Here is a 25,456-nt window from a genome sequence, read left to right as displayed (position 1 = left end):
GCCCGCGCCTCACCCCGTGTTCTGGAGCCCTGCCGACACCCCCGACACCGACAGCAGCAGCAGGCGCTGCCACTGCGGGAGGTCGGCGTCGGACACATCGCCGGCGCGCAGCGTGCGGAGCGCGCGTAGCTGCAGCAGCGACAGGGCGTCGACGTACGGGCTCCGCATCTTGACCGCGCGCTGGAGCACCGGCTTGTTCGCGAGGAGGTCGTCGCCCCCCGCGATGTCGATCACCCAGCGGCGGGTGAGGGCCATCTCGTCGGCGACGAGATCGGCGAGGTCGGTGCGGTCGCCGAGGTCGAGGTACCGGCGCGCGATGCGCTCGTCGGCCTTCGCGAGGCTCATGCCGACGTTGTCGATGACGGTGCGGAAGAGCGGCCACTCGTCGTACGCCTCGCGGAGCGCGTCGAGGTCACCCACGGCCTCGAGCGCCGTGCCGAGTCCGAACCAGCCGGCGAGGTTGATGCGCGCCTGCGACCACGCGAACACCCATGGGATCGCGCGGAGGTCTTCGAGGGACTCCACCGACAGTCCGCGGCGCGCGGGCCGCGACCCGAGGGCCAGCAGCCCGATCTCCTCCATCGGGGTGACGGTCGCGAACCACGGGGCGAATCCGTCGGCCTTCACGAGCGCGAAGAACCGTTCGCGCGACGCGGCGTCCATCGTCGCGGCGATGTCGGCGTAGCGCTCGGCGGCGGCGCGGTTGCGCGCTTCGATCGAGGGGGCGGATGCCAGCAGGACCGCCGCGGCGACCTGGTCGATGTGCCGCATCGCGATGTTCGGGTCGCCGTAGCGGGCAAAGATGACCTCGCCCTGCTCGGTGAGCTTGAAGCGGCCGTCGACCGAGTGCGGCGGCTGCGCGAGGATCGCGGAGTTCGCGGGGCCTCCACCGCGGCCCAGCGCCCCGCCGCGTCCGTGGAAGAGGGTCAGTTCGATTCCGGCATCCTGCGCCCATGCGGCGATCTTCGCCTGCGCTTCGTAGAGCGCGAGATTCGCGGCGACGGGGCCGACGTCCTTCGACGAATCGGAGTAGCCGAGCATGACCTCGAGGCGCCGGTCGGTGGCGTCCAGGCGCGCGGCGAAGGCCGGGTGCTCGACGATCTCGGCCATGATCCCGGGAGCGGCCTGGAGGTCCGCGAACGTCTCGAACAGGGGGATGACGTCGAGGACGGGCGGCGTGCCGCCCGGGCCGACCGCGTAGCGCGCGAGCGTGTGGACGTTCGCGAGGTCTTCGGCCGACTGCGTGAACGACACGATGTAGCGCCCCGCGGCGCCCGGGCCGTAGCGGTGCTGGATCTGCGCGATCGTGCGGAAGACCTCCAGTACCTCTTCGGCCTGCGTGCTGAGGGCGCCCGACGATTCCTGCGCAGCCCGGGCCTCGCACTCCTCGAGGACCTTCCGGTGCACCGCCGAGTGCTGGCGCACTTCGAGCTCGGCGAGGTGGAAGCCGAACGTCTCGACCTGCCAGAGCAGCTGCTGGAGATGACCGTAGGCCTGACGGGGCGCGCCGGCGGCGGCGAGGGATGCCTGGACCACGCTCAGGTCGGCGAGCAGCTGCCCCGGCTCGCGATAGGCGAGATCGGCGTCGCGGCGACGCGTCGCGGAGATGCGACGTGTGATGAGGAGCATCGCGCGCTTGTGCGGCTCGCCCGCCGCACGCTTGGCGGCGTCGGCCGCGCCCTCCTCGTCAGCGTCGGCGAGCCGCTGCAGCAAAGCGACGAGCTCGGGACTCGGCGGCGTCGTCTCGGCCGCGACGGTCAGGGTCTTGGCGATGCGGCCCGCCGTGCTCTCCAGGCCGAGGAGCACGTGCTCCGAGGCGATACCCGCGGCCTTCTTCGTGATGGCGGCGGTCACGAACGGGTTGCCGTCGCGGTCGCCGCCGACCCAGGTGCCGAGCCGCACGAAGGGGCGGACCACGGGGGTGCGCGCGCCGGCCGCGGGGCCCTGCAGAGCGTCGTCGACGCGGCGATAGACGTGCGGAACGGCGGTGTAGAGCGTCTCATCGAAGACGGCCATGATCGCGCGCACCTCATCGACCGGCGTCGGCTTCTCGGCGCGCAGGGGAGCGGTCCGCCAGAGTGTGTCGATCTCCTCGAGCATGCGCCGCTCGGCGCGTCGCTCGTCGGCGCCGCCGCGCAGCGACGCGTCGTACTCGTTCAGCAGTGCGACGAGGCGGCGGATGCTCGTCGACACCGCACGCCGCCGCGCCTCGGTGGGGTGCGCCGTGAACACGGGGTGGAAGCGCAGCCCCTGCAGGCGCCGGAGCGCCGTGTCGTCGCCGACCTCGGCGGCGAGGCGGACGAATGCTGCGGCGACGGAGTCTGCGGCATCCTCCTTCTCGGGCCGGCCGTCGCGCTCGCGCAGCACGCGCACGCGCTGGTGCTCCTCGGCGAGGTTCACGAGGTGGAAGTAGACGGTGAATGCGCGTGCGACCTCGTCGGCGCGCGCGATCGAGAAGGATTCGGCGATCGCCGCCGCACGCTCGAAGGCTTCGGGCGACTCGTCGGTGTACGCGGCGATGGTGGCCTGACGGAGCCTCTCGACGTCCTCGTAGAGGCCCGGCGAGCCGCTTTCGCGCAGGACGCGGCCGAGCAGCGAGCCGAGCAGTCGCACGTCGGCGCGCATGCGCTCGGGCAGTTCCTGTTCTGCTTCGCCGCGGCCGACGAGATCGATGGCCTCGGTGCGGGTGAGTTCACGCATCCCTCCACGGTAATGCGCCGGTGTTACCGGATTGTCACGCGTTACGATGGAAGCTGGTGTGCCGGGAAGCCTGGTCGGCGTCGAGTCTCCCGACCCCGAAAGGCGCCGCCACGCGTATGAGTCTGCTCCGTTCCGCCCGCTTCCCCGCGATCGTCCTGCTCGCCGCCGCCGCGGTGGGACTCATCGTCGCGAACAGCCCCGCCGGGCCCGCCGTCGACGACCTCATGCACACGTACGTCGGCATCCCGGGCGTGTTCGAGCTCTCGGTGGAGTATTGGATCAAAGACGGGCTGCTCGCGGTCTTCTTCTTCGTCGTCGCCGTCGAGCTGCAGTTCGAGCTGACCAGCGGCGAGCTCAACTCCGCGCGCAGAGCCGTGCAGCCCGCGATCGCCGCCGCCGGCGGGGTGCTCGTGCCGATCGTGATCTTCGTCGCGCTCGCCTGGGGCACCGACAGCATCACCGGGTGGCCCGTGCCGACGGCGACCGACATCGCCTTCGCGCTCGGTGTGCTCGCCGTCTTCGGGCGCGGTCTGCCGCCCGCGCTGCGCATCTTCCTCCTCGCGCTCGCAATCCTCGACGACATCGTCGGGATCGTCTTCATCGCCGTGCTGTTCACGAGCGGGGTGGATGCCGGGATGCTCCTGGCCGCCGCGGTCGGCGTCGTGCTCTTCGGCATCCTGAGCCGGCACCTCGACACGCGTGCGCGCGCGCCGATCGCGGTCGCGCTCGTCGTCGTCGCGATCCTCACGTGGGCCTTTGTCTACCTCTCGGGCGTGCACGCGACGATTGCGGGCGTCGCGCTCGGGCTCGCGATGGCCCAGCACCCCGCGATGCGCGCACGGCACGCGCTCGAGCCGTGGGTCAACGGGCTGATTCTGCCGCTGTTCGCGTTCTCTTCGGCGCTCGTCGTCATCCCCGCTGTCGCACCCTCGCAGCTGCAGCCGGCATTCTGGGGCATCGTGATCGCGCTGCCGGTCGGCAAGATCATCGGCATCTCGCTGTTCGGCTGGATCTCGCTCCAGATCGGACGCGACCGTTCCCTGCCGCCGACGCTGCCCTTCGCCGACCTGGTCGCGGCCGGCGCGCTCGGGGGAATCGGTTTCACCGTGTCGCTGCTGCTGGCCGAGCTGGCGTTCGCGGGGGAGCGACTGCTGCGCGACGAGGCGATCCTCGGTGTGCTGACCGGCTCGCTCATCTCGCTCGCGCTCGCAGCCGTGCTCGTCTCGTGGCGAGCGCGGCACTACCGGCGCCGGGCCGCCGCGGGCGAGCCGCAGGGAGAGCTCCAGGGGTAGGTTCGGTGGCGTGAGCACGCCTGCCGAAAGACCCGAGCACACGCCCTCGCCGTCGCGTGCGGCGGCCCCCGCGCCCGACGCGCTGCGCGAGGCGGCGGAGACGATGCGGGCGGTGCGTGAGCGGTGCGTCTGGTCACAGCGCATCACGCACGACGATCTCGTGCCGTATCTCGTCGAGGAGTCGGCGGAGCTCATCGACGCCGTCGAGGCCGGCACCCGCACCGACCTCCGCGAAGAGCTCGGCGACCTCCTGTGGCAGGTGCTCTTCCACGCGGCGGTCGCCGCCCAGCACCCGGACGACCCGTTCGACATCGACGACGTGGCCCGCACGGTGACGGAGAAGATGGTCCGTCGGCATCCGCACGTGTTCGCGGGCGTCGTCGCCGCGACCCCCGACGAGGTCCTCGTGCACTGGAACGCCGCCAAGGCCGCCGAGAAGCGGGAGCGTCGTTCCGTGCTCGACGGCGTCTCCGCGCACATGCCCGCGCTGGCCCACGCGCAGAAGCTCCTCGACCGTGCCGCGCCGGTGCTCCCCGCACCCCTCCGTCCGGCTCCCGAGCCACGCGCCCTCGGCGTGCGTGCCGCGAGCGAAGAAGAGCTCGGCGAGCAACTGCTCGGACTCGTCGCTCTCGCGCGCGAGCGGGGCTGGGATGCTGAGCGCGCGCTCCGCGGAGCGATCCGCCGGCTCGAGGCCGAGGTCCGCGCGGCGGAGGCCGCCGCCGGGGACGTCGCGCGCGACCTGGAAGAATAGCCCCGTGGCATCCGTGAACCCGCCGCGCGGCATGCGCGACTTCCTCCCCGCAGACAAGGCCCGTCGCGAGCGCGTGCTCGCCACGATCCGCGAGCGTTACCGTGCGCACGGCTTCGACGAGATCGAGACCCCCGTCGTCGAGGACTACGCGCGTCTTCACGCGGGTATCGGCGGCGACAACGAGAAGCTCGCGTTCAACGTGCTGAAGCGGGGTCTGGATGCCGACGCGCTGCGCGCCGCCGCGGGTTCGGACGACGCGACACCCGATACCGCCCTCGACGTGGCAGCTCTCAGCGACCTCGGGCTCCGGTACGACCTGACGGTGCCGCTCGCGCGGTTCTACGCGAGCCACCGGGCGGAGCTTCCGACGGTCTTCCGGGCGATCCAGATCGCGCCGGTGTGGCGCGCCGAGCGCCCGCAGAAGGGCCGCTACCGCCAGTTCGTCCAGTGCGACATCGATATCATCGGCGACGCGTCCGCGCGCGCTGAGGCGGAGCTCATCGTGGCGACGCTCGACGCCGTCGATGCGCTCGGCCTCGAGGGCGCCACCGTCCGCATCAACGACCGCCGCGCCCTCGACTGGATGCTCGACCACTTCGGCTTCGCCGAGGCCGAGCGTCCGGGGGTGCTCATTACGATCGACAAGCTCGACAAGATTGGCGTCGACGGGGTGCTCGCCGAACTCCGCGACCGAGGTGCGACCTCTGCTGCCGTCGACGCGCTCGAGGCATTCCTCCGCCGCCCGCAGACGCTCGAGCTCCGCGCCTTCGGCGAGGGCTCGATCCGCACGGCACTCCCGGACGGGGCCCCCGACGAGATCGTCGACCACCTCGTCGCACTCGGCGACGCGGTGGGGGTGGCGCGCGGCATCCCGCAGCCGTACTTCACGCTGCCGATCGCGTTCGACCCGTTCCTCGTCCGCGGCATGGGCTACTACACGGGCACGATTTTCGAGCTCGCGCACCCGAGCGTCGACTACTCGCTGGGCGGCGGAGGCCGCTACGACGGGATGATCGGGCGGTTCCTGGGGCAGGACGTCCCCGCCGTGGGGTTCTCGATCGGCTTCGAGCGCATCGTCGACCTGCTGGAGGGCGAGTCGGATGCCGGAGCCCCCGCGATCGTCCTCGTCCACGATCGCGACGTTCCGGTCGCCGAGCTCGCGGCGCTGAAGGCGGCGTTCGTCGCCGAGGGGTCGCGCGTGCGGCTCGAGCAGCGGACGAAGAACCTCAAGGCGCTCCTTGAGCGCGCGAGCGCCGACGGGTACAACTCGTTTGCGACGGTGCCCGCGGGCGCGACGCGCGACGCGCTCGAGATCAAGCCGCTCGACTGAATCCACGGGCCCGAATCCATAGGCCCTCTGGTCGCCGCGCCGGGCGCGCGGCAGGATGCTCCCATGACCCTGCACATCCACACCACCCTCGTCGCGACCGGCCCGGCGACGGCGATCGAGCTCACCGATGCCCAGGTCGACGAGCTCGGCGGCGGCAAGCGCGCTGCGGTGCGGGTGCGCATCGGTGACCGCGAGGCGCGCCTCCGACTCGGGGTCATGGGTGGCAAGAACCTCGTCGGACTCTCGAAGGCCGCCCGCGCCGAGCTCGGCGTCGACATCGGCGACGAGGTCGATGCGCAGATCGCGCTGGATGCCGACGACCGCGTGACCGAGACCCCCGATGATCTCGCCGCTGCGCTCGACGCCGCGGGCGTGCGCGCCGCCTACGACGCGCTCACGCCATCGCGCCGTAAGGAGATCGTCCGCGGAGTCACGGAGGCCAAGCAGACAGCCACGCGGGAACGGCGGATCGCCGCGGCCGTCAGCGCGCTGATGTGACGGCCGCGGCGTCCGTCACAGGACGAACAGGCTGATCACCCAGACGGCGGCGAACGCCGCGATGCCCTCGATGCCCGATGCGATCGTGAGGGTGCGGTAGGCGGTGGCGACGGGGATCCGGCTCATCTGGGACACGACCCAGAAGTACGAGTCGTTGGCGTGCGACACCACCATCGCGCCCGCGCCGATCGCGAGGACGGTCAGAGCCATGCCGATGGGGCTCGACAGGCCGAGGGACCCGAGAAGGGGCGCGATCAGCGCTGATGTCGTCACCATCGCCACGGTCGACGACCCCTGCGCGGACTTCAGCGCGGCGGAGACGAGGAACGGCACCGCGAGTCCGATTCCGAGACCGGCGAGGTTCTCGGACAGGAAGGTGGTGATCGTCGACTTTGCGAGCACGGCGCCGAACGCCGCGCCGGCCGCGGTGATGAACAGGATCGGGGCGGCGACGCGGATCGCTTCGGCGATGTTGGCGTTGAACGTCGCGAGCTTGCCGTGGCCGCTCAGGAGGAGGGTGGCGGCCACGAGGCCGATGAGCAGAGCGATGGTGGGCGTGCCGATGAAGGTGACGATGTCGTACAGCGTCGACTCGCCGAGCGGACGGTTGGGCAGCTTCGCGATGGAGGCGGCGCAGATGAGCACGAGGGGGAGGAGGATCGGCAGGAAGGCGAGCCACGCCGAGGGGAGCTTTCCGTACGATGCGCGCAGTTCGTCCCAACTCTGGGTGACCTCTTGCGCGCCTTCCGGGTCGGGGGCGGGGGCGAATGGCTTCTTCGCGAAGGTTTGGGCGAACAGCAGCCCGGCGAACGCTGCGACGGCGGCGACGGGTAGGCCGATCGCGATGATGAGGCCGAGGTAGTCGCCCGCGCCGATGTTCTCCGCGGCGGCGAGGGGACCGGGGGTCGGGGGCACGAGGGTATGGGTGGCGTACAAGCCGGTCATGAGGGCGATCGACATGGCGAGCGCCGAGACGCCGGTGCGGACGGCGATGGCCTTGCGCAGCGAGTTGAGGATGACGTATCCCGAATCGCAGAACACAGGGATCGATACGACGTATCCGATGATCGACATCGTGAGGGTGGGAAAGCGCGTCCCCAGCCATCGGATGAGCGCGTCGGCCATCGAGATCGCCCCTCCTGAGCGTTCCAGAATGACGCCGATCATCGTGCCGAAGAGGATGACGAGACCGATGTTGCCGAGGCTCGATCCGAACGCCGTGCTGATCGTCGGAACGATGTCGGCCAGCGGCAGACGGAAGGCGAACGCGCCGATCAGAGCCGCCGCGATCAGGGCGAGGAACGGACTGATCTTGAGCTTCGCCGTCGCGAGCACGATCCCGACGACGAGGAGGACGAGGACGAGGAGGTCGATCATACGGGTGGCTCCTTTGCCGGTACGGAGGTGACTGTTCGGGTGATCAGGAATGGAGGGAGGGCGCGGCGAGCAACGAGCCCACTGATGACGCGACGCGCTCGAGCGCGTCGAGGGTCTCTGCGCGCAGCTCGTCGAGCGAGCGCGGTCCGGGGGCGATCGAGAACGCGATCAGACGCGCCGCGCGGACGGCATCCGGCGCGAGCGCGACCTCGCCGGCGAGCACGATGACCGGGACCGATGCCGGGGTCAGCTCGCGCACCCCGCTGACGACTTTGCCGCCGAGCGACTGGGCGTCGAGGCGGCCTTCCCCCGTGATCACCGCGTCTGCTCGTGCGAGGGCGGATGCCGCGCCGACGGCATCGGCGACGACGCGCCATCCTGGCTCAAGCTCTCCGCCGAGCAGCGCCACCAGCGGGACAGCGAGGCCGCCTGCGGCGCCTGCGCCGGGCAGTGCGCGCAGGGGCGTGCCGGCCTCGGCTTCGAGGACGTCGGCCCAGCGAGCGAGGGCGGCGTCCAGCACGGCGACGTCGTCGGGATCCGCGCCCTTCTGCGGCCCGAACACCGCTGCGGCGCCCTCCGGGCCGACGAGCGGATTGGTCACGTCACACGCGATCCGCCAGCGGACGCGCCGCGCTGAGGGATCGAGGCCCGACAGGTCGATCCGGGCGACGTCGCCGAGCGCGCCGCCGCCGAGCGGCACGGGAGTGCCATCACGGCGGAGGAGGGTGGCCCCCAGCGCCGTGAGCAGCCCCGCTCCGCCGTCGGTCGTCGCCGAGCCGCCGATGAACAGGCGCACCTCGTCGACGCCGCGGGCGAGGACGGAGCGCAGCACGCGGCCGACGCCCAGGCTCGAGGCAGCGAGCGGCTGGAGCGGGACATCGCTGACGGCGGGCAGGCCGTTCGCGTCGGCGGCCTCGATGACGGCCGTCCTGCCGTCGGGGGAGATTCCGTACCGGGCGGTGACCGGTCTGCCGATGGCGTCGACCGTGTCGACGAAGTGGAGTTGAGCGTCCCACGCGGCCACGATCGCATCGAGTGTCCCCTCGCCTCCGTCGGCGAGGGGGAGGAGGTCGATCTCCACGGGGGTCGAGGTCGTCGCGAAAGCCGCGCGCACGCCCCGCTCGATCGCCGCGGCAACGTCGCCCGCATCTGCCGATCCCTTGAATGAGTCGGGGGCGATGACGACGCGCAGCGCGGTGGAGGCGAGGGGCTGCGGAGGGTGGTCATCTTCGATCACCGGCTCAGCGTAGGCGCCGATCGCGCCCGACGACCATGGACCGACGCCCGGACTTAGCGGCTGTCGTCAGGGTCCGGCATGTGCGGTATGCACACCCCCGGCGAGGCTCAGCCGCGGCGCGGACGGAACCTGCCGGGTGCCTCACGGCCGGGTCTCTCGGCGCGCGCGGCGTACACGGCGAGGAGCATGGTTGAGAGGGCGAGCGGCTCACGCACATCCGCGCCGACCAGTTCGGAGATCCGCTCGATGCGCTGCAGCAGGGTGTTCCGGTGGATGTGCAGCGTCGCGGCGGCATCGGCGAGGGATCGGGCGCCGGCGATCGCGGTGATCGTGTCCAGGTGCGCGGGAGCGAGCGTCGCGATGGAGGCGGCTGCACGCCGCCGTGAGATCGGGGGCAGCGCGGCGGCGGCCGCGGCGTGCTCCCACGACCACACCTCGTCCGGTTCCGGCCAGAGTGCGGGATGCCGTGCGATCAGTCGGGCGTCCTCGGCCCGGGCGAGCAGCGACACCGCGTCGGGAGCGTCCGCCCCGAACCCTGCCGCTTCGGGCAGGTCGACGGGCGCGTGCGCGTGACGGAGCACCCATACTGCGCCGTCGAGCGCCGCGGCGGCTGCAGGTCCGGCGTTGAGACGCGCGATCGCGGGCGCGAGTGCGTCGGCGGCAAGATCGAGCACGTCGAGGCGCCACGGCGCGGGAATCGCGGCGTCGCGCAGGAGCGCGTCGGCGGCCTCGACGTCGACGCCGGAGCTCAGCCCCGCCAGGAGGTCCCGGGTGGCCGCGTCCCGCAGCAGCGCGCCGTCCTGCGCGCGCTGCTGCCGGACGAGCAGTCCGACGCTGAGGGCGACCACGCGGGCGAGCTCCGCCACCTCGCGCGGCGCCCCGGTGACACCGACGACACCGCACAGCGTGCCATCGACATAGAGCGGTTCGTTGACGCCCGGCAGGTCGCCGGAGCCCGGCATCTGCGCGTCGATGACGACGGTCCGTCCCTGGCGTGCGGCGCGGAGCGCGCCGTCGTGGCGGGTCCCGATGCGTGCGGGGTCGAGGGCGGCGATGATGACGCCGCGACGGTCCATCAGGTTCACGTTGCGGCCGACGCGCGGCGCGAGGGCGGCGACGACGTCCATCGCCAGCGCGGAGGTGAGGAGGAGCGCCGCGCCCTCGTCGTCCGCGTCCGTCGACGTCGCCGTACTGTGGTCGCCGACGGTGCCGGTCCTCGTCGGAGCGGTGGAGCGTGCAGGTGTGCGCATGCCCATAAGTGTGACGGACGCAGGTGCGCGGCGGCGGCCCGGCGCGCGCCCGTCAGCGCGCTGACGCGGCCGCCGCGTCGGTGACGCGTTTCTTCTCGCGCACGTAGACCTCGCGGCGCACCCGTGCGACGACCTCTCCCGCGGCATCCGTGATGTCTGTCTCGAACCATTCGAGCACCTTCGCGCCGCCGCGGGCGCGCTCGCGGAGCTCCTCTGCTTTCTCGCGGGGCACCTCGAAGCGTGCGGTGAGGACCCCGCGACCGGGTTTGACGAACTCGATCTCGCCCCTCGTGTCCCAGACGACGTAATCGCGGCCGAGCTGGTGCATGACCAGCATGAAGAAGTACGGGTCGGTCATCGCCGACATCGAGCCGCCGAACGCCGTCCCCACGTAGTTGCGGGTGACGACGTTGACGTGGAGTTCGACGACCGCCTCTGTCCAATCCTCGGAGAAGCGGCGCACGCGGATGCCGCTGAAGAGGTTCGGGATCCACAGGCTCATACCCGTGGCGAGGCGCCGGGGAGTCATACGCATCGCGCCAGTGTGACGGACGTCGGCCGCCACGGACCAATCGATTGTCGGCCGTCTGCAACTGTTCTAGTTGTCCTATAATGGATAGATGCTTCTTCGCGTCGACCCGCAACGGTCCACGCCATTGTTCACCCAGCTGGCGGATGCCGTGCGAACGGAGATCGTCGCGGGCCGCGCCCGTCCCGGCGACCGGCTTCCGTCGGCGCGCGAGGTTGCCGCCTCGCTGGACGTGAACCTGCACACCGTGCTGCACGCCTACCAGGTGCTCCGAGACGAAGGGCTCGTGCAGATGCACCGGGGCAGAGGCGCCGTCGTGACCCTCGCAGCCGGCCGCCTCGCCGCACTGCACGACGACATCCTCGCCCTCGTCGCGCGAGCGCGCACCGCAGGACTCTCCCCCGACGCGCTCGCCGCGGTCGTCCGTGCGGCCCCCGCCGACACCGTGGCCGCCCTGCCCGTGATCCCCGCCCCGAAGGAGGCCCCTCATGCCTGACCGCTCGCCCCTCGCGCTGCGCCGGTTCGCCCTCGTCGCCGTCGTGCTGCCCATCGCGATCAGCGTCGTCGCCCTCGTCGCGCAGGCGTTCCTCCTCCCCACTCTTCCCGACCCCGTCGCGACCCACTGGGGCCTCGACGGCCGGCCTGACGGCTTCGGGCCCGCGTGGGTGAACCTCGTCCTGACCGTCGTCGTGGGCCTCGGCATCCCGCTGGTCATCGCGGCGTCGGGGCTCGGCGGACTCCGCCGGGGCGACCACGGCGGAACGTACCGCCTGCTGGGTGCGACGGCGCTCGCGATGTCCGTGCTGATGGCCGTGATCGGCACGGGTGCCCTGGCGCTCCAGGCTGGGCTGACGGATGCCGCGAACGCCCCCGGCATCGGGCTCGTGACGCTCGGCGCGTTCGTCCTGGCCGGCGCGGCCGGCGTGCTCGGTTGGTTCCTGCAACCGCACGAGCCGTTCCGCGCCATGACGCTCCCCGCAGGGGACCCGCTGACGCTCTCCGGCACCGAGAAGGCCGTCTGGCTGCAGCGCGTGTCTCTCGCGCGGTCGGGGGTGATCGTCCTCGGTGCGGCGTTCGTGCTGATCTTCGTCGTGTCGGTCGTCGCGCTGTCGGCGTCGCCCGAACCGTTCATCGCGTGGCTGCTCGTCGGCGTGATGCTCGTCATGGCGGCGACCTTTGCTACGACGCTCGCCTTCCACGTCCGCGTCGACGACGACGGGCTCCGGGTCACGTCGGTCACCGGGTTCCCGCGTGTGCACATTCCGCTCGACGAGATCGCCCGCGCCGAAGCCGTCGAGGTGAATCCGATGGGGGAGTTCGGCGGATGGGGTCTGCGCTGGGCGCCGGGCGGCGGATTCGGCGTCGTGCTGCGCCGCGGCCCCGGCATCCGCGTCACCCGCACGAACGGCAAAACGTTCACGGTCACCGTCGACGACGCAGAGACCGGAGCCGCCCTTCTCCAGGCCCTCGCGACGCGCGTGGGGTGACCGGTTGACGCGCCGTGCGCACCCCGGTTGGCTGACGTCATGTCAGAGCTGACCCCCGAGAACGCCCGCGCCGTCGACCGCTACCTCGTCGACACGCTCGTCGGCGGCGATCCGGCCCTCGACGCCGCCGTCGCCGACCAGAACACCGCCGGGATGCCGGACATCGAGGTCGCGCCTACGAACGGCAAGCTCCTCCACCTCCTCGCCCGCGCGACCGGTGCCCGGCGTGTCCTCGAGATCGGCACGCTCGGGGGCTACTCGACGATCTGGCTCGCGCGCGGCATCCCCGACGGCGGCACTGTCGTGACGATCGAGGCGCAGCCGGCGCACGCAGGCGTGGCCCGCGCGAGCGTCGACCGGGCGGGGGTGGGGGACAAGGTCGACATCCACGTGGGCCGCGCCGCCGACGTCCTCGCCGCCCTCGCCCGCGAGAGCGAGGCGCAGACACAGGATGCCGCGCCCGGGTTCGACCTCGTCTTCATCGACGCCGACAAGGAGTCGAACACCGTCTACCTCGACTACGCCGCCCGGCTCGGGCGCCCCGGCGCCCTCGTCGTCGTCGACAACGTGGTGCGCTCCGGGCGCGTCGCCGACCCGAGCGATGAAAGCCCCCAGATTGCGGGCGTGCGCGCGGGGCTCGAGATGCTGCGGGACGACTCGCGGTTCGACGCGACGGCGCTCCAGACGCTCGATGCGAAGGGCTGGGACGGCATCGCGGTCGCGATCGTCGTTTGATCCGGCAGTGCCCCTGTGGGCACGGCATCCGCATCACTATGCTCGGAACTGGACCGACGACGCTCCGCGTTCCATCCTCCACAAGCAAGGAGTTCCCTGTGGCACTGATCGAGGCTGTAGGCGCACGCGAGATTCTGGACTCGCGTGGCAACCCGACCGTCGAGGTGGAGGTGCTGCTCGACGACGGCATCGTCCAGCGCGCGGCCGTCCCCTCGGGCGCATCGACGGGCGCCTTCGAGGCGTACGAGCTGCGTGACGGTGACAAGAGCCGGTACGGCGGCAAGGGCGTGCTCAAGGCGGTCGCCGCCGTCATCGACGAGCTCGGCCCCGCGATCGAAGGCGTCGAGGCGAGCGAGCAGCGCGTCGTCGACGAGATCCTGATTGCGACCGACGGCACCGAGAACAAGTCGCGGTGCGGCGCGAACGCCATCCTGGGCGTGAGCCTCGCGGTCGCGAAGGCGGCGGCCGACTCGGCCGACCTGCCCCTGTTCCGCTACATCGGCGGCCCCAACGCGCACGTGCTCCCCGTGCCGCTGTTCAACGTCATCAACGGCGGCGAGCACGCCGACAACGGCATCGACTTCCAGGAGTTCTTCCTCGCGCCCTACGGCGCACCGAGCTTCTCGGAGGCGCTGCGCTGGGGCACGGAGATCTACCACGTGCTGAAGTCCGACCTCAAGAGCGCCGGCTACGCCACGGGCCTGGGCGACGAGGGCGGCTTCGCTCCCGACCTGCCGAGCAACCGCGCGGGCCTGGAGTTCCTCATCGACGCGATCGGCAAGGCCGGCTTCACCCCCGGCAAGGACGTCGGCGTCGGTCTCGACGTCGCGGCGAGCGAGTTCTACAACGACGGCGTCTACCACATGGACGGCAAGGACTGGTCGGCCGACGAGCTCATCGACTACTACGCCGACCTCGTCGACTCATTCCCCGTCGTCACCATCGAGGACGCCCTCGACGAAGAGGACTGGGAGAACTGGCAGAAGCTCACCGAACGCCTGGGCTCGAAGGTCCAGCTCGTCGGCGACGACCTGTTCGTGACCAACCCGGTGCGCCTCGCGAAGGGCATCGACCTCGGCGTCGCGAACTCGCTGCTCGTGAAGGTGAACCAGATCGGTTCGCTCACCGAGACGCTGGATGCCGTGGACCTCGCCCACCGCTCCGGGTACACGACGATGTTCTCGCACCGTTCGGGTGAGACCGAGGACACGACCATCGCCGACCTCGTCGTCGCGGTGAACTCGGGCCAGATCAAGAGCGGCGCGCCCGCTCGGTCGGAGCGCGTCGCGAAGTATAATCAGCTTCTGCGCATCGAGGAGGAGCTGGCGGACGCGGGTACGTTCATCGGCCGGGCCGCCTTCCCGCGCTACAAGGGCTGAGGACTGATCTCGGATCAGCCGACATGACGAGAGGGGGGAGCCGTGAGCGACACGACGGCTCCCCCTTCTCGTTCGCCACGGCACCCCGATGCTCGGACGAGGGGTCGGGTGGACGTCCGCGACTGGGCGGGAGGCATCCGCTTCTCCGCCTTCACCGGCATCATGCTGGGTCTCGTCGTCCTCGCCGTCTTCGTCCTCGTGCCGACGGCGGGCACCTACCTCGCGCAGCGCCAGCAGGTCGCCGCGCTCGAGCACTCGGTGCAGCTGACGACCGATGAGGTCGCGGCTCTGGAAGAGCAGAAGAAGCGCTGGGCCGATCCCGCCTACGTCACATCGCAGGCGCGCGCGCGGTTGTACTACGTGCGCCCCGGTGAGGTCGTCTACCTCGTCGACGACGACCTTCCCGCCTCGTCGATCCCGCCCGAGCAGGCTCCCGTGAGCGACGAGGTCACCGAGACGCGCTCGGACTGGATGGCGCAGCTGCTGCGCTCGGTCACCGCCTCCGGCACGGCGCAGACCGCGACAGACGCTCCGGGCTGACAGGGCCGACGCGTCGCCATCTGGACGCACCGGTCTCCGACGCGTCGCGGTCCAGCACTCCGTCAGGCGCCCCCGGTACCCTGGACCGGTGCCGCACCCCACGCTCAGCCCCGCGACCGATGCCGACCTCGAGGTCATGCGCGAGCAGCTCGGTCGTCCCATGCGCGGCGTCGTGGGCATCGCCGCTCGGTGCGTGTGCGGCAATCCGACCGTCGTCGCGACCGAGCCGCGCCTTCCCGACGGCACGCCGTTCCCGACCTTCTACTACCTGACCCACCCCGGCGCGACGGCCGCGATGTCGGCGCTCGAAGCCGGGCAGGTCATGCGCGAGTTCGCCGCGCTGTTGGAGACCGACGAGGACATCGCCGAGGCCTACCGTGCCGCGCACGAGGCGTACCTCTCCGACCGCGCGGTCTACGGGGAGGTGACGGAGATCGAGGGCATCTCCGCCGGGGGGATGCCGACCCGCGTGAAGTGCCTGCACGCCCTCGCCGGGCACGCGCTCGCCGCCGGCCCCGGGGTGAACCCCATCGGCGACCTCGCGCTCGCGCGCGGCGACTGGTCGCCCGAGCGCTGCACGTGCGCGAACCCGAGGGAGCGCACGTGAGTGCGCGCGGCGCGCGACCCTGGCTGGCCGCGCTCGTGCTCGTGCTCGCGCTCGCCCTCGGGGGAGCGCTGCCCGCGTCGGCGTCGGAGTTCCCGGCATCCATCGCGCCGGAGTCCACCGCTCCGCCCGCGACGCCCGAGGCTGAGGAGGACCCCGCGCGCGCCGCGGAGTACTGGCTCGACGAGTACGGCATCCGGAACGCGTGGGAGACCACGAAGGGCAAAGGCGCGACGATCGCGATCATCGACACCGGTATCGGGCGCTCGCCGACGGAGTTCTCCGGCGCGGTCGTCGGCGGAGCCGATTTCTCGGGCGTCGGGGCGTCGGACGGCCGCAAACCCGTCGGGGCGGTCGACGCGAACCACGGCAGCTGGGTCGCCTCGCTCGCCGCCGCGCGGGGCACCGGGCCCGACACCGGCATGATCGGCGTCGCCCCCGAAGCGAGTCTGCTGTCGATTTCCATCGGTTTCGGCGCGACCTCGTCGGTGCCGTTCGTCGACCAGGTCGCGGACGCGATCCGCTGGTCGGTCGACAACGGCGCCGACATCATCAACCTGTCGTTCACGACGAACACCCTCACGTGGGACCGGTCGTGGGACGGGGCGTTCCAGTACGCCTTCGACAACGACGTCGTGGTGATCGTGGCCGCCGGCAACAAGGGGAACGGCACGGAGGAGGTCGGCGCGCCGGCGACGATCCCCGGCGTCCTCACCGTCGGCGGCGTCACGCGCGACGGGGTCGCGAGCGAGCAGGCATCCACGCAGGGCATCACGATCGGGATCTCCGCGCCCAGTGAGCAACTCCTCGGCGTGTCCGCCGACGGGACGGTCGTGCAGTGGGACGGGACGAGCGGGGCCGCGCCCATCGTCGCGGGCATCGCCGCGCTCGTGCGCTCGGCCCACCCCGACCTCGACGCGAACAACGTCATCAACCGGATCATCCGCACCGCGCGGCCCGCCGCGGGTGCGACGCGTGTGCCCGACGCGCGTTACGGGTACGGGCTGGTGGATGCCGCCGCCGCAGTGTCGGCACAGGTGCCGTCGGTCTCGGCGAACCCGATGGGAAGCCTCAAGGAGTGGGTGCGCCTGTACCGACGGGCCGAAGCGGAGCCGGCGCCCGTGCCGACGAGCACTCCCGTGACGCTGCCCCAGCTTCCCGCAGCGGACTCCGTGGCGCAGCGCTCGCCGCTTCTCCCGACCTTCGACACCCTCCGATACGGCACGGTGCCGCTCGCGACCCTCACCCTGGCCGCTATACTGGTGGCGCTCGGTGTCACCGCTGCTGCCCGGCGCATCAGATCGGAGCGCGCACGTCCTCCGAGCCGTTGATCCAAGGAGTTCTTCCACCTGTGACTGACACAGCGTCCACTACGGCTGTTCCTTCCGCGAACCACACCGCTGAAAACGGCACCGTTCCCAAGATCCTCGTCGTCGGCGGTGGCTACGCCGGTTTCTACACCGCATGGAAGCTCGAGAAGCACCTGCGCAAGGGTGAGGCGGAGGTCACGATCGTCGACCCGCTGCCCTACATGACGTACCAGCCGTTCCTCCCCGAGGTGGCGGCCGGCGAGATCGAGGCGCGGCACGCGATCGTCGGGCTCCGTCGACACCTCAAGAAGACGCGCGTCATCACGGCGAAGGTCACCGGCATCGACCACGCGAACCGTACGGCGACGCTGACGCCCGAGACCGGCGAGCCCTGGCAGGAGTCCTACGACCAGATCGTCGTCACCGCCGGAGCCGTCTCGCGCACCTTCCCGATCCCGGGCATCGCCGACAACGCCATTGGTCTGAAGACGATCGAAGAGGCCGTCGCCATCCGCGACCGCATCCTGTCGAACTTCGACCGCGCCGCGAACCTGCCCGCCGGGCCGGAGCGCGACCGTCTGCTCACCGTCGTCGTCGTCGGCGGTGGCTTCGCCGGCATCGAGGTGTTCGCCGAAACGCGCGCACTTGCGTCCTCGCTCCTCAAGGACTATCCGATGCTCACGTTTGACGACACGCACTTCCACCTCGTCGAGGCGATGGGGCGCATCATGCCCGAGGTGTCGCTCAAGACGAGCGAGTGGGTGCTGAAGGACCTCGCCAAGCGGGGGGCGTCGGTGCACCTCGACACGCAGGTCACCGGCGCCGTCGACGGCAACGTCGAGCTCTCGACGGGGGAGACCATCCCCACCGACCTCATCATCTGGACCGCCGGCGTCATGGCGAACCCCACCGTCGTGCGCGGCAGCGATCTGCCCGTCGAGGAGCGCGGTCGTATCCGCACCCGCGCCGACCTGCGCGTGGGCTCGCCCGACGAGATCGTCGAGGGAGCCTGGGCCGCCGGTGACGTCGCTGCCGTGCCGGATCTCACCGGTGGGGGCGTCGGCGGGTACTGCGTGCCGAACGCTCAGCACGCCGTGCGTCAGGCGAAGCTGCTCGCCCGCAATGTCATCGCCGTCCTCCGCGACGAGGTGCCCCGCGAGTACTACCATAAGAACCTCGGCGCCGTCGCGGGTCTCGGACTCTACAACGGTGTCTTCCAGTCGGGCAAGATCGCGCTGAAGGGCTTCATCGCCTGGTGCGCGCACCGCGGCTATCACGGCCTCGCGATGCCGTCGTGGGAGCGCAAGTGGCGCGTCATCGGTGACTGGTGGCACAACTTCTGGCTGAACCGCGACAACGTGTCGCTGCAGGCCGTACAGCACCCGCGCTATGTCTTCGAGGAGTTCGCCGCGCGTCCGCGTCCGGCAGCACCCGAGAAGTCCGCCGCGCCGGCGATCGACCCGAAGTCGGTCAAGGCGGAGAAGACGGGAGCGGCTCCTGCGGTCTCCGGGGCTGCGGCCGCCGGGCCGAAGGATGCCGAGAAGCCGGCGCCTGCCGCGAAGAAGGCTCCCGCGAAGAAGAAGGCCGCCGCCTCGAGCTGACACGCGGTCGGCCGGCGGTCGTCGGGCGCCCCGTGAGCGCCAGCGAGCCGAAAGGCCCTGTGCTGCCCGATACCCTGGCCTCGGGCCCCCGTAGCCCAATGGCAGAGGCAGGCGACTTAAAATCGCTTCAGTCTGGGTTCGAGTCCCAGCGGGGGCACGACCCCGGCCGGTGGTCCCGGGCGGGCGAGGTCACTCGCACACACGCTAGCGGCGACCTCGGACATGGCGCCCGTGGGCCAGAATGATCCCGTGAACTACGAACTCGACGACGACCCCGGGCGGCTTCAGCCCGACGCCATCTGGGAGTGGCTGTCGACGGAAGCGTACTGGGGGCGCCAGCGCAGTCGCTCCGACGTAGATGCCCAGATCGCGGGCGCCTGGCGCGTGGTGGGGGCGTACTGCGCCGACACGGGCGCTCTCGTCGGGTTCGCACGTGCGGTGTCCGACGGCGTGAGCTTCGCCTACCTCGCCGATGTCTTCGTGCGCGAGGAGCACCGGGGGCACGATCTGGGAAAACGACTGATCAGTCGGATGGTCGACGAGGGGCCGGGGCGGAATTTCCGCTGGGTGCTGTTCACACGCGATGCGCACGGACTCTACGAACAGTTCGGCTTCGCCGCGCCGGATGCGAACGCGATGGTCCGGCCGGCGCGATGACGACGCGCTTGTCTTCAACCAACTGAAGAGATCCCACCCCGACCGGCGCGCCGCACCGCCGTCGCCTGTCCGCCTGGCAGTGTCGATCGGGACGGCCGTCGGCGGCATGCCCCGATCCGAGCCGTTCATCGCGGTCCGACCTTCGCGACGCGTTCGCGGACCTCGCGAAGATCACCGCGAACCCCGCACGCACCCTCGGCCAGAGCCTCCCTCCCGTCGCGTCCGACGTGACCGCGAGGATCAGTCAGGCATGCAACGCGAATCAGACCCCGCTCGTCATCTCCGCCGAGTTCGGCGGGTGACACGCCCACACGATCGTCGCGGGCGAGGGCGTCTCTATTCCGTTCGAAGGATGCCACCGGCTCGGCCACGGCGTGCATCGGGTGTTCCCCATCCCGCCGTAGGCTGAAGCCACCCCGCCCCACCGTTGAAGGAGCCCGCCTGCATGAGCCTCGACCTCCTCGCCGCCTCGGCGCCGACACCGGCGGAGGCCTGGCATGACCCGGCGACCTACTGGCCCGCACGCTCCGCCGCGGTTGCCGACCTCTCGGCCCCGGTCGCGAGCATCGACGTCGAGGCCCTCCGCCACAATGCCCTCGACCTCGTCGTCCGCTCGAGCGGGGTCCCGATCCGCGTCGCGAGCAAGTCGATCCGCGTCCGCGAGGTGCTGGATGCGACCTTGAGGATGCCGGGGTACCGCGGCATCCTCGCGTTCACCCTCGCCGAAGCCCTCTGGCTCGCGGAGGACCACGACGACATCGTCCTCGGCTACCCGACCGCCGACCGCGCGGCGCTCGCCGCGCTCGCCGCCGACGGCGCGAAGGCGGCGCGCATCACCCTCATGGTCGACGAAGTCGCCCAGCTCGACCTCGTCGACGCCGTCGCACCGCCCGGCACGCGCTGTGAGATCCGGGTCGCGATCGACGCGGATGCCTCGTGGCGCGCCCCTGTGCTCGGGCACATCGGCGTCCGGCGCTCGCCCCTGCACGAGCCGGGCGACGTGACCCGCCTCGCCCGGCACATCGCCTCCCGCGAGGGCTTCGCCCTCGTCGGCCTCATGATGTACGAGGCGCAGATCGCGGGACAGCCCGACGACACCGGCCGCGGCGACGGCGTCATCCGCTGGATGCAGCGCCGGTCCGGGCAGGAGCTCCTCGACCGGCGTGGTGCGATCGTCGCTGCACTCCGCGAGATCGCGACGCTCGAGTTCGTCAACGGGGGAGGGACCGGGTCGCTCGAGTCCACGGCATCCGATCTCGCCGTCACCGAGACGACCGCCGGCAGCGGCCTGCTCGCCGGGCACCTCTTCGACCTCTATCGCGCTTTCACACCCGCTCCGGCGGCGGCGTTCGCGCTAGACGTCGTCCGGCGCCCCACGGCCGACATCGCGACGGTCCTCGGCGGAGGCTGGATCGCGTCGGGTCCGCCGGTCGCGTCGCGCCAACCCCTCCCGGTGTGGCCCGAGGGCCTTCGCACCCTCGCGCGCGAAGGCGCGGGAGAGGTGCAGACACCACTCCAGGGAGCAGCCGCGGGCGGCCTGGCGATCGGCAACCGCGTCTGGTTCCGGCACGCGAAGAGCGGCGAGCTCGCCGAGCGCGTCGACCGCTACGTCCTCACGACCGGAGACCGCGTCGTCGGCGAGGCCGCGACCTACCGCGGAGAAGGGAAGAGCTTCCTCTGATGGCGACCAGACCCGGCGGCACGTGGGAGAACTGGGGGCGCACCGAGAAGGTCCGCCCGCAGCTCGTCGAGTATCCGAGCACGATCGAGGCCGTGCGCCGCTCCGTGCGCTCCGCCGCTGCCCGCGGGCGCCCGATCAAGGCGGTGGGCGCGGGCCACAGCTTCTCCGGCATCGCCGTCGCCCCGGGCACCCTCCTCGAACTCACCGAGCTCTCCGGCCTCGTCTCCGTCGACCGCGATCGCGGCCGCGCGCGGCTGCTCGCCGGGACGCGCCTGCACCGCATCCCCGCGCTCCTCGCACCCTACGGGCTCGCGATGGAGAACCTCGGCGACATCGATCGGCAGTCGATCTCCGGCGCGATCTCGACCGGCACGCACGGCACCGGCATCCGATTCGGCGGCATCGCGACCCAGGTGGTCGCGGCGACCCTCGTCACCGCCGACGGGGAGCTCCTCACCGTCTCCGAGGACGAGAACCCCGAACTCCTCCCCGCCGTCGCCCTCGGGCTCGGCGCCCTCGGCATCCTCGTCGACGTCACGCTGCAGTGCGTGCCGGCGTTCGCGCTCGAAGCCGTCGAGCGCCCCGAGCCGCTCGACAGCGTGGTCGACGACCTCAGCGCCCGCGCCGACGCCGTCGACCACTTCGAGTTCTACTGGTTCCCGCACACCGACACGGCGCTCACCAAGACGAACACGCGACTCCCCGCGGATGCCGAGACTGTTCCGCTCTCGCGCACCGCGAAGGTCGTCGACGACGTGCTCGTCGGCAACGTCGTGCACCAGGCCGTCTGCAGCGTCGGGCGCGCCGTGCCCGCCCTCGTCCCGCGCATCAACACCCTGTCGGCGCGGGTGTGGGGCGACCGCACCTTCTCCGACTCCTCCGACCGGGTGTTCGCGACGAGCCGGGGCGTCCGCTTCCGCGAGATGGAGTACGCGGTGCCGATCGAGGAACTCGGAGCCGCCTTCCGCGTCATCCAGCAGGTCATCGCCGAGCACGAGTGGCGCATCGAGTTCCCGATCGAGGTGCGCGTCGCCGCGGCCGACGACCTGTGGATGTCGACCGCGACGGGGCGCACGAGCGGCTACATCGCCGTGCACCGCTACGTGAAGCACGACCCGACCGACTACTTCGCCGCCGTCGAGGAGGTCCTGCGTGCGCACGGCGGGCGGCCGCACTGGGGCAAGATGCACACGATGGATGCCGTAGCCCTCCGGCCCCTGTACCCGCACTTCGACGACTTCGTCGCGCTGCGTGACCGCCTCGACCCCGACCGGCTCTTCCGGAACCCGTACCTCACGCGCGTCCTCGGCGAATAGTGCCCGACGGCCCGCGCTCGTGCCGGAGAACTGCGATCTGCCTGGGAAGTGCGATCCGGGTGGGGTAGGCGAACAGCGCGCGGATAGGATGATCAGAGCATCGAGGGGAGTCTCATGGAGATGGCGTGGTTGATCCCAGTCCTGATCATCGTCGCACTGGTGGTGATCATCGGGATCTACCTGTGGTCCACCTACAACTCGCTCGTCGCGCTCAACGTCCGCGTCGACGAAGCGTGGAGTGACATCACGGTGCAGCTGAAGCGTCGGGCGGACTTGCTTCCGAACCTCATCGAGACGGTGAAGGGATACGCCGCGCACGAGAAGGCGGTGTTCGAGAACGTCACCCGCGCGCGTGCCGAGACCCTCGGCGCCGACTCGCCCGCCGAGGCCGGGGTGGCGGAAGGGCATATGCAGCAGGCGCTCAAGTCGCTCTTCGCCGTGGCAGAGGCCTACCCGCAGCTGCAGGCGAGCCAGAACTTCCTGAAGCTGCAGCAGTCCATCGTCGACACCGAGGACAAGATCCAGGCATCCCGCCGCTTCTACAACGGCGGCGTCCGCGAGCTCAACACGAAGATCAAGGTGTTCCCGAACAACCTGTTCGCGCGCAACCTCGGCTTCCACGAGCGCGAGTTCTTCGAGGTCGCCGGCGGAGCGGCGATCGCCGAACCGCCCCGCATCCAGTTCTGACTCGCGCCGCGCGACATGTCCGATCGGGGGCATACGCCGCGTCCTAGACTGACGGGATGAGCGGCACGGACCCGACGCGCGAGAACGAGAAGTCGCGCGCCTCCCTGATGGACGCGATCCGCACGAAGACCGTCCGCACCGAGATCGGCGACAGCCTGCCGCACGGACTTCGCGTCACGACCGCCTACGCCTGGCGGTTCGTCGTGATCGCGATCGCGGCGGGCATCATCATCTGGCTCATCATCCAGCTGAAGCTGCTCGTCGTGCCGCTTCTCGTCGCGATCCTCATCGCCGCGCTCCTGTGGCCGGGATTCAGCTGGCTGCTGCGCCACCGCGTCCCCCGCTGGCTCGCGATCGTCATCTCCGTCGTGGGCACGCTCGCGATCGTCGCGGGACTGTTCTGGCTCGTCATCTGGCAGGTGTCGCTGCAGTGGCCGAGCGTCCGCTCCCGCACCGTCGAGGCGGTGGAGCAGCTCCGCCAGTACCTCATCGACGGGCCACTCCACCTCACCCCGGAGCAGATCGACGACGGACTGCGCCAGGCGGCGACCTTCCTGCAGCAGCAGATCGACCTGCTCCTCTCCGGCGCGCTCGCCGTCGGCTCGACGGTCGGCCACGTCGTCACGGGCGCGGTGCTCGCGCTCTTCATCCTGCTGTGCATCCTGGCCGACGGCGCCGGCATCTGGCGCTGGGTGGTGCGCCTCTTCCCCCGCAAGGCGCGCGCCGACGTCGACGGCGCCGGTCGTGCCGGCTGGGCGACCGTCGTGACCTACGCGCGCACGCAGCTTCTCGTCGCGACGATCGACGCGATCGGCATCGGTCTCGGCGCGTTCCTGCTGCAGGTGCCGCTCGCCATCCCGATCGCCGTCCTGGTGTTCATCGGCGCGTTCGTCCCGTTCGTCGGCGCGATCGTCACGGGGACGCTCGCGGTCTTCCTCGCCCTCGTCTACAACGGCCCGTGGATCGCCCTGTGGATGGCGGTGGTCGTCCTCGGCGTGCAGCAGATCGAGGGCCACATCCTGCAACCGCTGCTCATGGGCTCGGCCGTCAAGGTTCATCCCCTCGCGGTCGTTCTGGTGGTCGCCGGTGGTGCCATGATCGCCGGCATCCCCGGTGCCCTGTTCGCCGTGCCGCTCGCCGCCTTCGTCAACGTCGTCGCGGTCTACCTCTCGCGGCGACACCATCCCGAGAACGCGCCCGAATCGCCCGATCTCATCTGGAGCACCGTTCCCCGCACGAGGAGGAAACCCGCGTGACCATGACCACCTCGTCGATTCCAACGCTGGCCGAGTTCGAGGATGCCGCGGCAACCCTCCGCGACGTCGTCGTCCCGACGCCGTTCGACGTCTCCGAGCACCTCTCCGACGTCCTCGGCCAGCCGGTGCACCTGAAGCTCGAGAACCTGCAGCGCACCGGATCGTTCAAGATCCGCGGCGCGACCTACCGGCTCTCCCGCCTGACCGAAGAGGAGCGGGCGCGCGGGGTCGTCGCGGCATCGGCGGGCAACCACGCGCAGGGCGTCGCTCTTGCGGCGCAGAAGCTCGGCATCCCGGCGACGATCTTCATGCCCCTCGGCGTCCCCGTCCCGAAGCTCCTCGCCACGCGCGGCTACGGCGCCGAGGTGATCCTCGAGGGCGCGACCGTGGAGACACCGCTGCGGCTCGCGGCCGAGTTCGCCGAGCGCACCGGTGCCGTCCTCATCCACCCGTTCGACCACCGCGACATCATCGTCGGGCAGGGGACGCTCGGGCTCGAGCTGTGGGATGCCGTGGAGGACCTCGACACCGTGATCGTCGGCATCGGCGGGGGCGGACTCATCGCGGGTGTCGCCGCGGCCGTCAAAGCGCGCGCGGCCGCCGAGGGTCGGACGGTGCGGGTCATCGGCGTCCAGGCCGAGAACTCCGCCGCCTACCCGGCCTCGCTCTCGGTGGGGGAGCCCCTGACGGTGGACACGACGCCCACGATCGCCGACGGCATCGCGGTCGCGCGCCCGGGCGACCTGCCGTTCGAGATCATCAGCGAACTCGTCGATGAGGTGGTCACCGTCACCGACGACGACATCGCGCGTGCCCTCCTCATCCTCCTCGAGCGCGCGAAGCAGGTCGTCGAACCCGCCGGTGCGGTCGGGGTGGCCGCGATCCTCGCCGGCAAGGTGGAGGCGACCGGACCCACTGCCGTCATCCTCTCGGGCGGCAACATCGATCCGCTGCTGCTGCAGCGCGTCGTGGCGCACGGGCTCGCGGCATCCGGTCGATACATGACGCTCCAGATCCCGTTGCCCGATCGCCCCGGGCAGCTCGCGCGCGTGTCGGAACTGCTGTCGGTCGCGGGGGCGAACGTCATCGAGGTGCTGCACACGCGCCACGGCCAGGGTCTGCAGATCAGCGAGGTCATCCTGCAGCTGAGCGTCGAGACCCGTGGGGCGGAGCATCGCGCCCACGTGATCTCGGTGCTCGAGGGTGCGGGCTTCTCTCCCCGCGTCGTCGAGGACTGAG

General features: G+C 71.1%; 23 protein-coding genes and 1 tRNA gene. 19 read left to right on the top strand and 5 right to left on the bottom strand.

All coding sequences use genetic code 11. The features are described from left to right. Positions 1 to 9 precede the first annotated feature (9 nt). Entirely contained in the window at positions 10 to 2,700 is a 2,691-nt protein-coding gene (locus ACRVYW_RS02830; RefSeq protein ID WP_431801465.1) for a phosphoenolpyruvate carboxylase, read from the bottom strand. A 116-nt stretch (positions 2,701 to 2,816) separates the two neighbouring features. Here ACRVYW_RS02830 and nhaA point away from each other — a divergent pair, with 116 nt between their 5' ends. From nhaA to ACRVYW_RS02810, 4 genes are all read left to right on the top strand, one after another. After that, positions 2,817 to 3,992 (top strand): Na+/H+ antiporter NhaA, encoded by a 1,176-nt coding sequence (nhaA, locus tag ACRVYW_RS02825; RefSeq protein ID WP_431801463.1) that lies wholly within the window; start codon positions 2,817 to 2,819, stop codon positions 3,990 to 3,992. Positions 3,993 to 4,095: 103 nt separating this feature from the next. After that, on the top strand, positions 4,096 to 4,743 hold the full coding sequence (locus ACRVYW_RS02820) for a MazG family protein (protein ID WP_431801761.1): 648 nt from the start codon (positions 4,096 to 4,098) through the stop codon (positions 4,741 to 4,743). A gap of 31 nt (positions 4,744 to 4,774) precedes the next feature. After that, positions 4,775 to 6,073 (top strand): histidine--tRNA ligase, encoded by a 1,299-nt coding sequence (gene hisS / locus ACRVYW_RS02815; protein WP_431801759.1) that lies wholly within the window; start codon positions 4,775 to 4,777, stop codon positions 6,071 to 6,073. A gap of 63 nt (positions 6,074 to 6,136) precedes the next feature. Beyond that, entirely contained in the window at positions 6,137 to 6,571 is a 435-nt protein-coding gene (locus tag ACRVYW_RS02810) for a YdeI/OmpD-associated family protein (protein ID WP_431801461.1), read from the top strand. Between the two features lie 15 nt (positions 6,572 to 6,586). Here the strand turns inward: ACRVYW_RS02810 and ACRVYW_RS02805 are convergent, their stop codons facing one another. The 4 genes from ACRVYW_RS02805 to ACRVYW_RS02790 form a co-directional block, all read right to left on the bottom strand. Beyond that, positions 6,587 to 7,948: a GntP family permease gene (locus ACRVYW_RS02805; protein WP_431801459.1), complete on the bottom strand. Its 1,362-nt coding sequence runs from the start codon at positions 7,946 to 7,948 to the stop codon at positions 6,587 to 6,589. 43 nt (positions 7,949 to 7,991) lie between these two features. Further along, positions 7,992 to 9,185 carry a glycerate kinase gene (locus ACRVYW_RS02800; protein WP_431801457.1) on the bottom strand — a complete coding sequence of 398 codons (1,194 nt, stop codon included), beginning with the start codon at positions 9,183 to 9,185 and terminating at the stop codon, positions 7,992 to 7,994. Between the two features lie 107 nt (positions 9,186 to 9,292). Continuing rightward, the gene (locus ACRVYW_RS02795; protein ID WP_431801455.1) at positions 9,293 to 10,435 is read right to left on the bottom strand and encodes a sugar diacid recognition domain-containing protein; all 1,143 of its coding nucleotides are present in this window, start codon (positions 10,433 to 10,435) and stop codon (positions 9,293 to 9,295) included. A 52-nt stretch (positions 10,436 to 10,487) separates the two neighbouring features. Further along, positions 10,488 to 10,970: a DUF4442 domain-containing protein gene (locus tag ACRVYW_RS02790; RefSeq protein ID WP_431801453.1), complete on the bottom strand. Its 483-nt coding sequence runs from the start codon at positions 10,968 to 10,970 to the stop codon at positions 10,488 to 10,490. 85 nt (positions 10,971 to 11,055) lie between these two features. Here ACRVYW_RS02790 and ACRVYW_RS02785 point away from each other — a divergent pair, with 85 nt between their 5' ends. From ACRVYW_RS02785 to ilvA, 15 genes are all read left to right on the top strand, one after another. Then, positions 11,056 to 11,460, top strand: coding sequence for a GntR family transcriptional regulator (locus ACRVYW_RS02785; RefSeq protein ID WP_431801451.1), 405 nt, complete (start codon positions 11,056 to 11,058; stop codon positions 11,458 to 11,460). Beyond that, a complete protein-coding gene (locus tag ACRVYW_RS02780; protein ID WP_431801449.1) occupies positions 11,453 to 12,451 on the top strand; it encodes a DUF1648 domain-containing protein in 999 nt (332 codons plus the stop codon). The genes ACRVYW_RS02785 and ACRVYW_RS02780 overlap by 8 nt, the downstream gene beginning before the upstream one ends. A gap of 39 nt (positions 12,452 to 12,490) precedes the next feature. Further along, positions 12,491 to 13,186 carry an O-methyltransferase gene (locus tag ACRVYW_RS02775; protein ID WP_431801447.1) on the top strand — a complete coding sequence of 232 codons (696 nt, stop codon included), beginning with the start codon at positions 12,491 to 12,493 and terminating at the stop codon, positions 13,184 to 13,186. Positions 13,187 to 13,284: 98 nt separating this feature from the next. Beyond that, positions 13,285 to 14,565: a phosphopyruvate hydratase gene (eno, locus tag ACRVYW_RS02770; protein ID WP_431801445.1), complete on the top strand. Its 1,281-nt coding sequence runs from the start codon at positions 13,285 to 13,287 to the stop codon at positions 14,563 to 14,565. 108 nt (positions 14,566 to 14,673) lie between these two features. Continuing rightward, the gene (locus tag ACRVYW_RS02765; protein WP_431801443.1) at positions 14,674 to 15,105 is read left to right on the top strand and encodes an FtsB family cell division protein; all 432 of its coding nucleotides are present in this window, start codon (positions 14,674 to 14,676) and stop codon (positions 15,103 to 15,105) included. Between the two features lie 136 nt (positions 15,106 to 15,241). Beyond that, positions 15,242 to 15,712, top strand: a complete 471-nt coding sequence (locus tag ACRVYW_RS02760; protein ID WP_431801757.1) for a DUF501 domain-containing protein — start codon at positions 15,242 to 15,244, stop codon at positions 15,710 to 15,712. Next, a complete protein-coding gene (locus ACRVYW_RS02755; protein WP_431801441.1) occupies positions 15,709 to 17,040 on the top strand; it encodes a S8 family serine peptidase in 1,332 nt (443 codons plus the stop codon). The genes ACRVYW_RS02760 and ACRVYW_RS02755 overlap by 4 nt, the downstream gene beginning before the upstream one ends. 92 nt (positions 17,041 to 17,132) lie before the next feature. Beyond that, the gene (locus tag ACRVYW_RS02750; RefSeq protein WP_431801755.1) at positions 17,133 to 18,620 is read left to right on the top strand and encodes an NAD(P)/FAD-dependent oxidoreductase; all 1,488 of its coding nucleotides are present in this window, start codon (positions 17,133 to 17,135) and stop codon (positions 18,618 to 18,620) included. Between the two features lie 84 nt (positions 18,621 to 18,704). After that, positions 18,705 to 18,777: transfer RNA gene (locus ACRVYW_RS02745), tRNA-Leu, on the top strand. A 92-nt stretch (positions 18,778 to 18,869) separates the two neighbouring features. Beyond that, a complete protein-coding gene (locus ACRVYW_RS02740) occupies positions 18,870 to 19,277 on the top strand; it encodes a GNAT family N-acetyltransferase (protein WP_431801440.1) in 408 nt (135 codons plus the stop codon). Between the two features lie 445 nt (positions 19,278 to 19,722). Continuing rightward, entirely contained in the window at positions 19,723 to 20,958 is a 1,236-nt protein-coding gene (locus ACRVYW_RS02735; RefSeq protein WP_431801438.1) for an alanine racemase, read from the top strand. Beyond that, the gene (locus ACRVYW_RS02730) at positions 20,958 to 22,274 is read left to right on the top strand and encodes a D-arabinono-1,4-lactone oxidase (RefSeq protein ID WP_431801436.1); all 1,317 of its coding nucleotides are present in this window, start codon (positions 20,958 to 20,960) and stop codon (positions 22,272 to 22,274) included. The genes ACRVYW_RS02735 and ACRVYW_RS02730 overlap by 1 nt, the downstream gene beginning before the upstream one ends. A 120-nt stretch (positions 22,275 to 22,394) precedes the next feature. Further along, the gene (locus ACRVYW_RS02725) at positions 22,395 to 22,961 is read left to right on the top strand and encodes a LemA family protein (protein ID WP_431801434.1); all 567 of its coding nucleotides are present in this window, start codon (positions 22,395 to 22,397) and stop codon (positions 22,959 to 22,961) included. Positions 22,962 to 23,017: 56 nt separating this feature from the next. Continuing rightward, on the top strand, positions 23,018 to 24,217 hold the full coding sequence (locus ACRVYW_RS02720) for an AI-2E family transporter (protein ID WP_431801432.1): 1,200 nt from the start codon (positions 23,018 to 23,020) through the stop codon (positions 24,215 to 24,217). 2 nt (positions 24,218 to 24,219) lie between these two features. Then, a complete protein-coding gene (ilvA, locus tag ACRVYW_RS02715) occupies positions 24,220 to 25,455 on the top strand; it encodes a threonine ammonia-lyase (protein ID WP_431801753.1) in 1,236 nt (411 codons plus the stop codon). The last annotated feature ends 1 nt before the right edge of the window (position 25,456 follow it).

The organism is Microbacterium sp. bgisy203, from assembly GCF_965345155.1.
Taxonomy (GTDB): domain Bacteria; phylum Actinomycetota; class Actinomycetes; order Actinomycetales; family Microbacteriaceae; genus Microbacterium.
This window is presented reverse-complemented; position numbering and strand designations above follow the sequence as displayed.

What these genes read in the sequence shown, in the direction of transcription:
- ACRVYW_RS02830 (WP_431801465.1), bottom strand. Translation starts at nt 2,700, where the DNA reads ATGCGTGAACTCACCCGCACCGAGGCCATCGATCTCGTCGGCCGCGGC.
- nhaA (WP_431801463.1), top strand. Translation starts at nt 2,817, where the DNA reads ATGAGTCTGCTCCGTTCCGCCCGCTTCCCCGCGATCGTCCTGCTCGCC.
- ACRVYW_RS02820 (WP_431801761.1), top strand. Translation starts at nt 4,096, where the DNA reads ATGCGGGCGGTGCGTGAGCGGTGCGTCTGGTCACAGCGCATCACGCAC.
- hisS (WP_431801759.1), top strand. Translation starts at nt 4,775, where the DNA reads ATGCGCGACTTCCTCCCCGCAGACAAGGCCCGTCGCGAGCGCGTGCTC.
- ACRVYW_RS02810 (WP_431801461.1), top strand. Translation starts at nt 6,137, where the DNA reads ATGACCCTGCACATCCACACCACCCTCGTCGCGACCGGCCCGGCGACG.
- ACRVYW_RS02805 (WP_431801459.1), bottom strand. Translation starts at nt 7,948, where the DNA reads ATGATCGACCTCCTCGTCCTCGTCCTCCTCGTCGTCGGGATCGTGCTC.
- ACRVYW_RS02795 (WP_431801455.1), bottom strand. Translation starts at nt 10,435, where the DNA reads ATGCGCACACCTGCACGCTCCACCGCTCCGACGAGGACCGGCACCGTC.
- ACRVYW_RS02790 (WP_431801453.1), bottom strand. Translation starts at nt 10,970, where the DNA reads ATGCGTATGACTCCCCGGCGCCTCGCCACGGGTATGAGCCTGTGGATC.
- ACRVYW_RS02785 (WP_431801451.1), top strand. Translation starts at nt 11,056, where the DNA reads ATGCTTCTTCGCGTCGACCCGCAACGGTCCACGCCATTGTTCACCCAG.
- ACRVYW_RS02780 (WP_431801449.1), top strand. Translation starts at nt 11,453, where the DNA reads ATGCCTGACCGCTCGCCCCTCGCGCTGCGCCGGTTCGCCCTCGTCGCC.
- ACRVYW_RS02775 (WP_431801447.1), top strand. Translation starts at nt 12,491, where the DNA reads ATGTCAGAGCTGACCCCCGAGAACGCCCGCGCCGTCGACCGCTACCTC.
- ACRVYW_RS02760 (WP_431801757.1), top strand. Translation starts at nt 15,242, where the DNA reads ATGCGCGAGCAGCTCGGTCGTCCCATGCGCGGCGTCGTGGGCATCGCC.
- ACRVYW_RS02735 (WP_431801438.1), top strand. Translation starts at nt 19,723, where the DNA reads ATGAGCCTCGACCTCCTCGCCGCCTCGGCGCCGACACCGGCGGAGGCC.
- ACRVYW_RS02730 (WP_431801436.1), top strand. Translation starts at nt 20,958, where the DNA reads ATGGCGACCAGACCCGGCGGCACGTGGGAGAACTGGGGGCGCACCGAG.
- ACRVYW_RS02725 (WP_431801434.1), top strand. Translation starts at nt 22,395, where the DNA reads ATGGCGTGGTTGATCCCAGTCCTGATCATCGTCGCACTGGTGGTGATC.
- ACRVYW_RS02720 (WP_431801432.1), top strand. Translation starts at nt 23,018, where the DNA reads ATGAGCGGCACGGACCCGACGCGCGAGAACGAGAAGTCGCGCGCCTCC.
- ilvA (WP_431801753.1), top strand. Translation starts at nt 24,220, where the DNA reads ATGACCACCTCGTCGATTCCAACGCTGGCCGAGTTCGAGGATGCCGCG.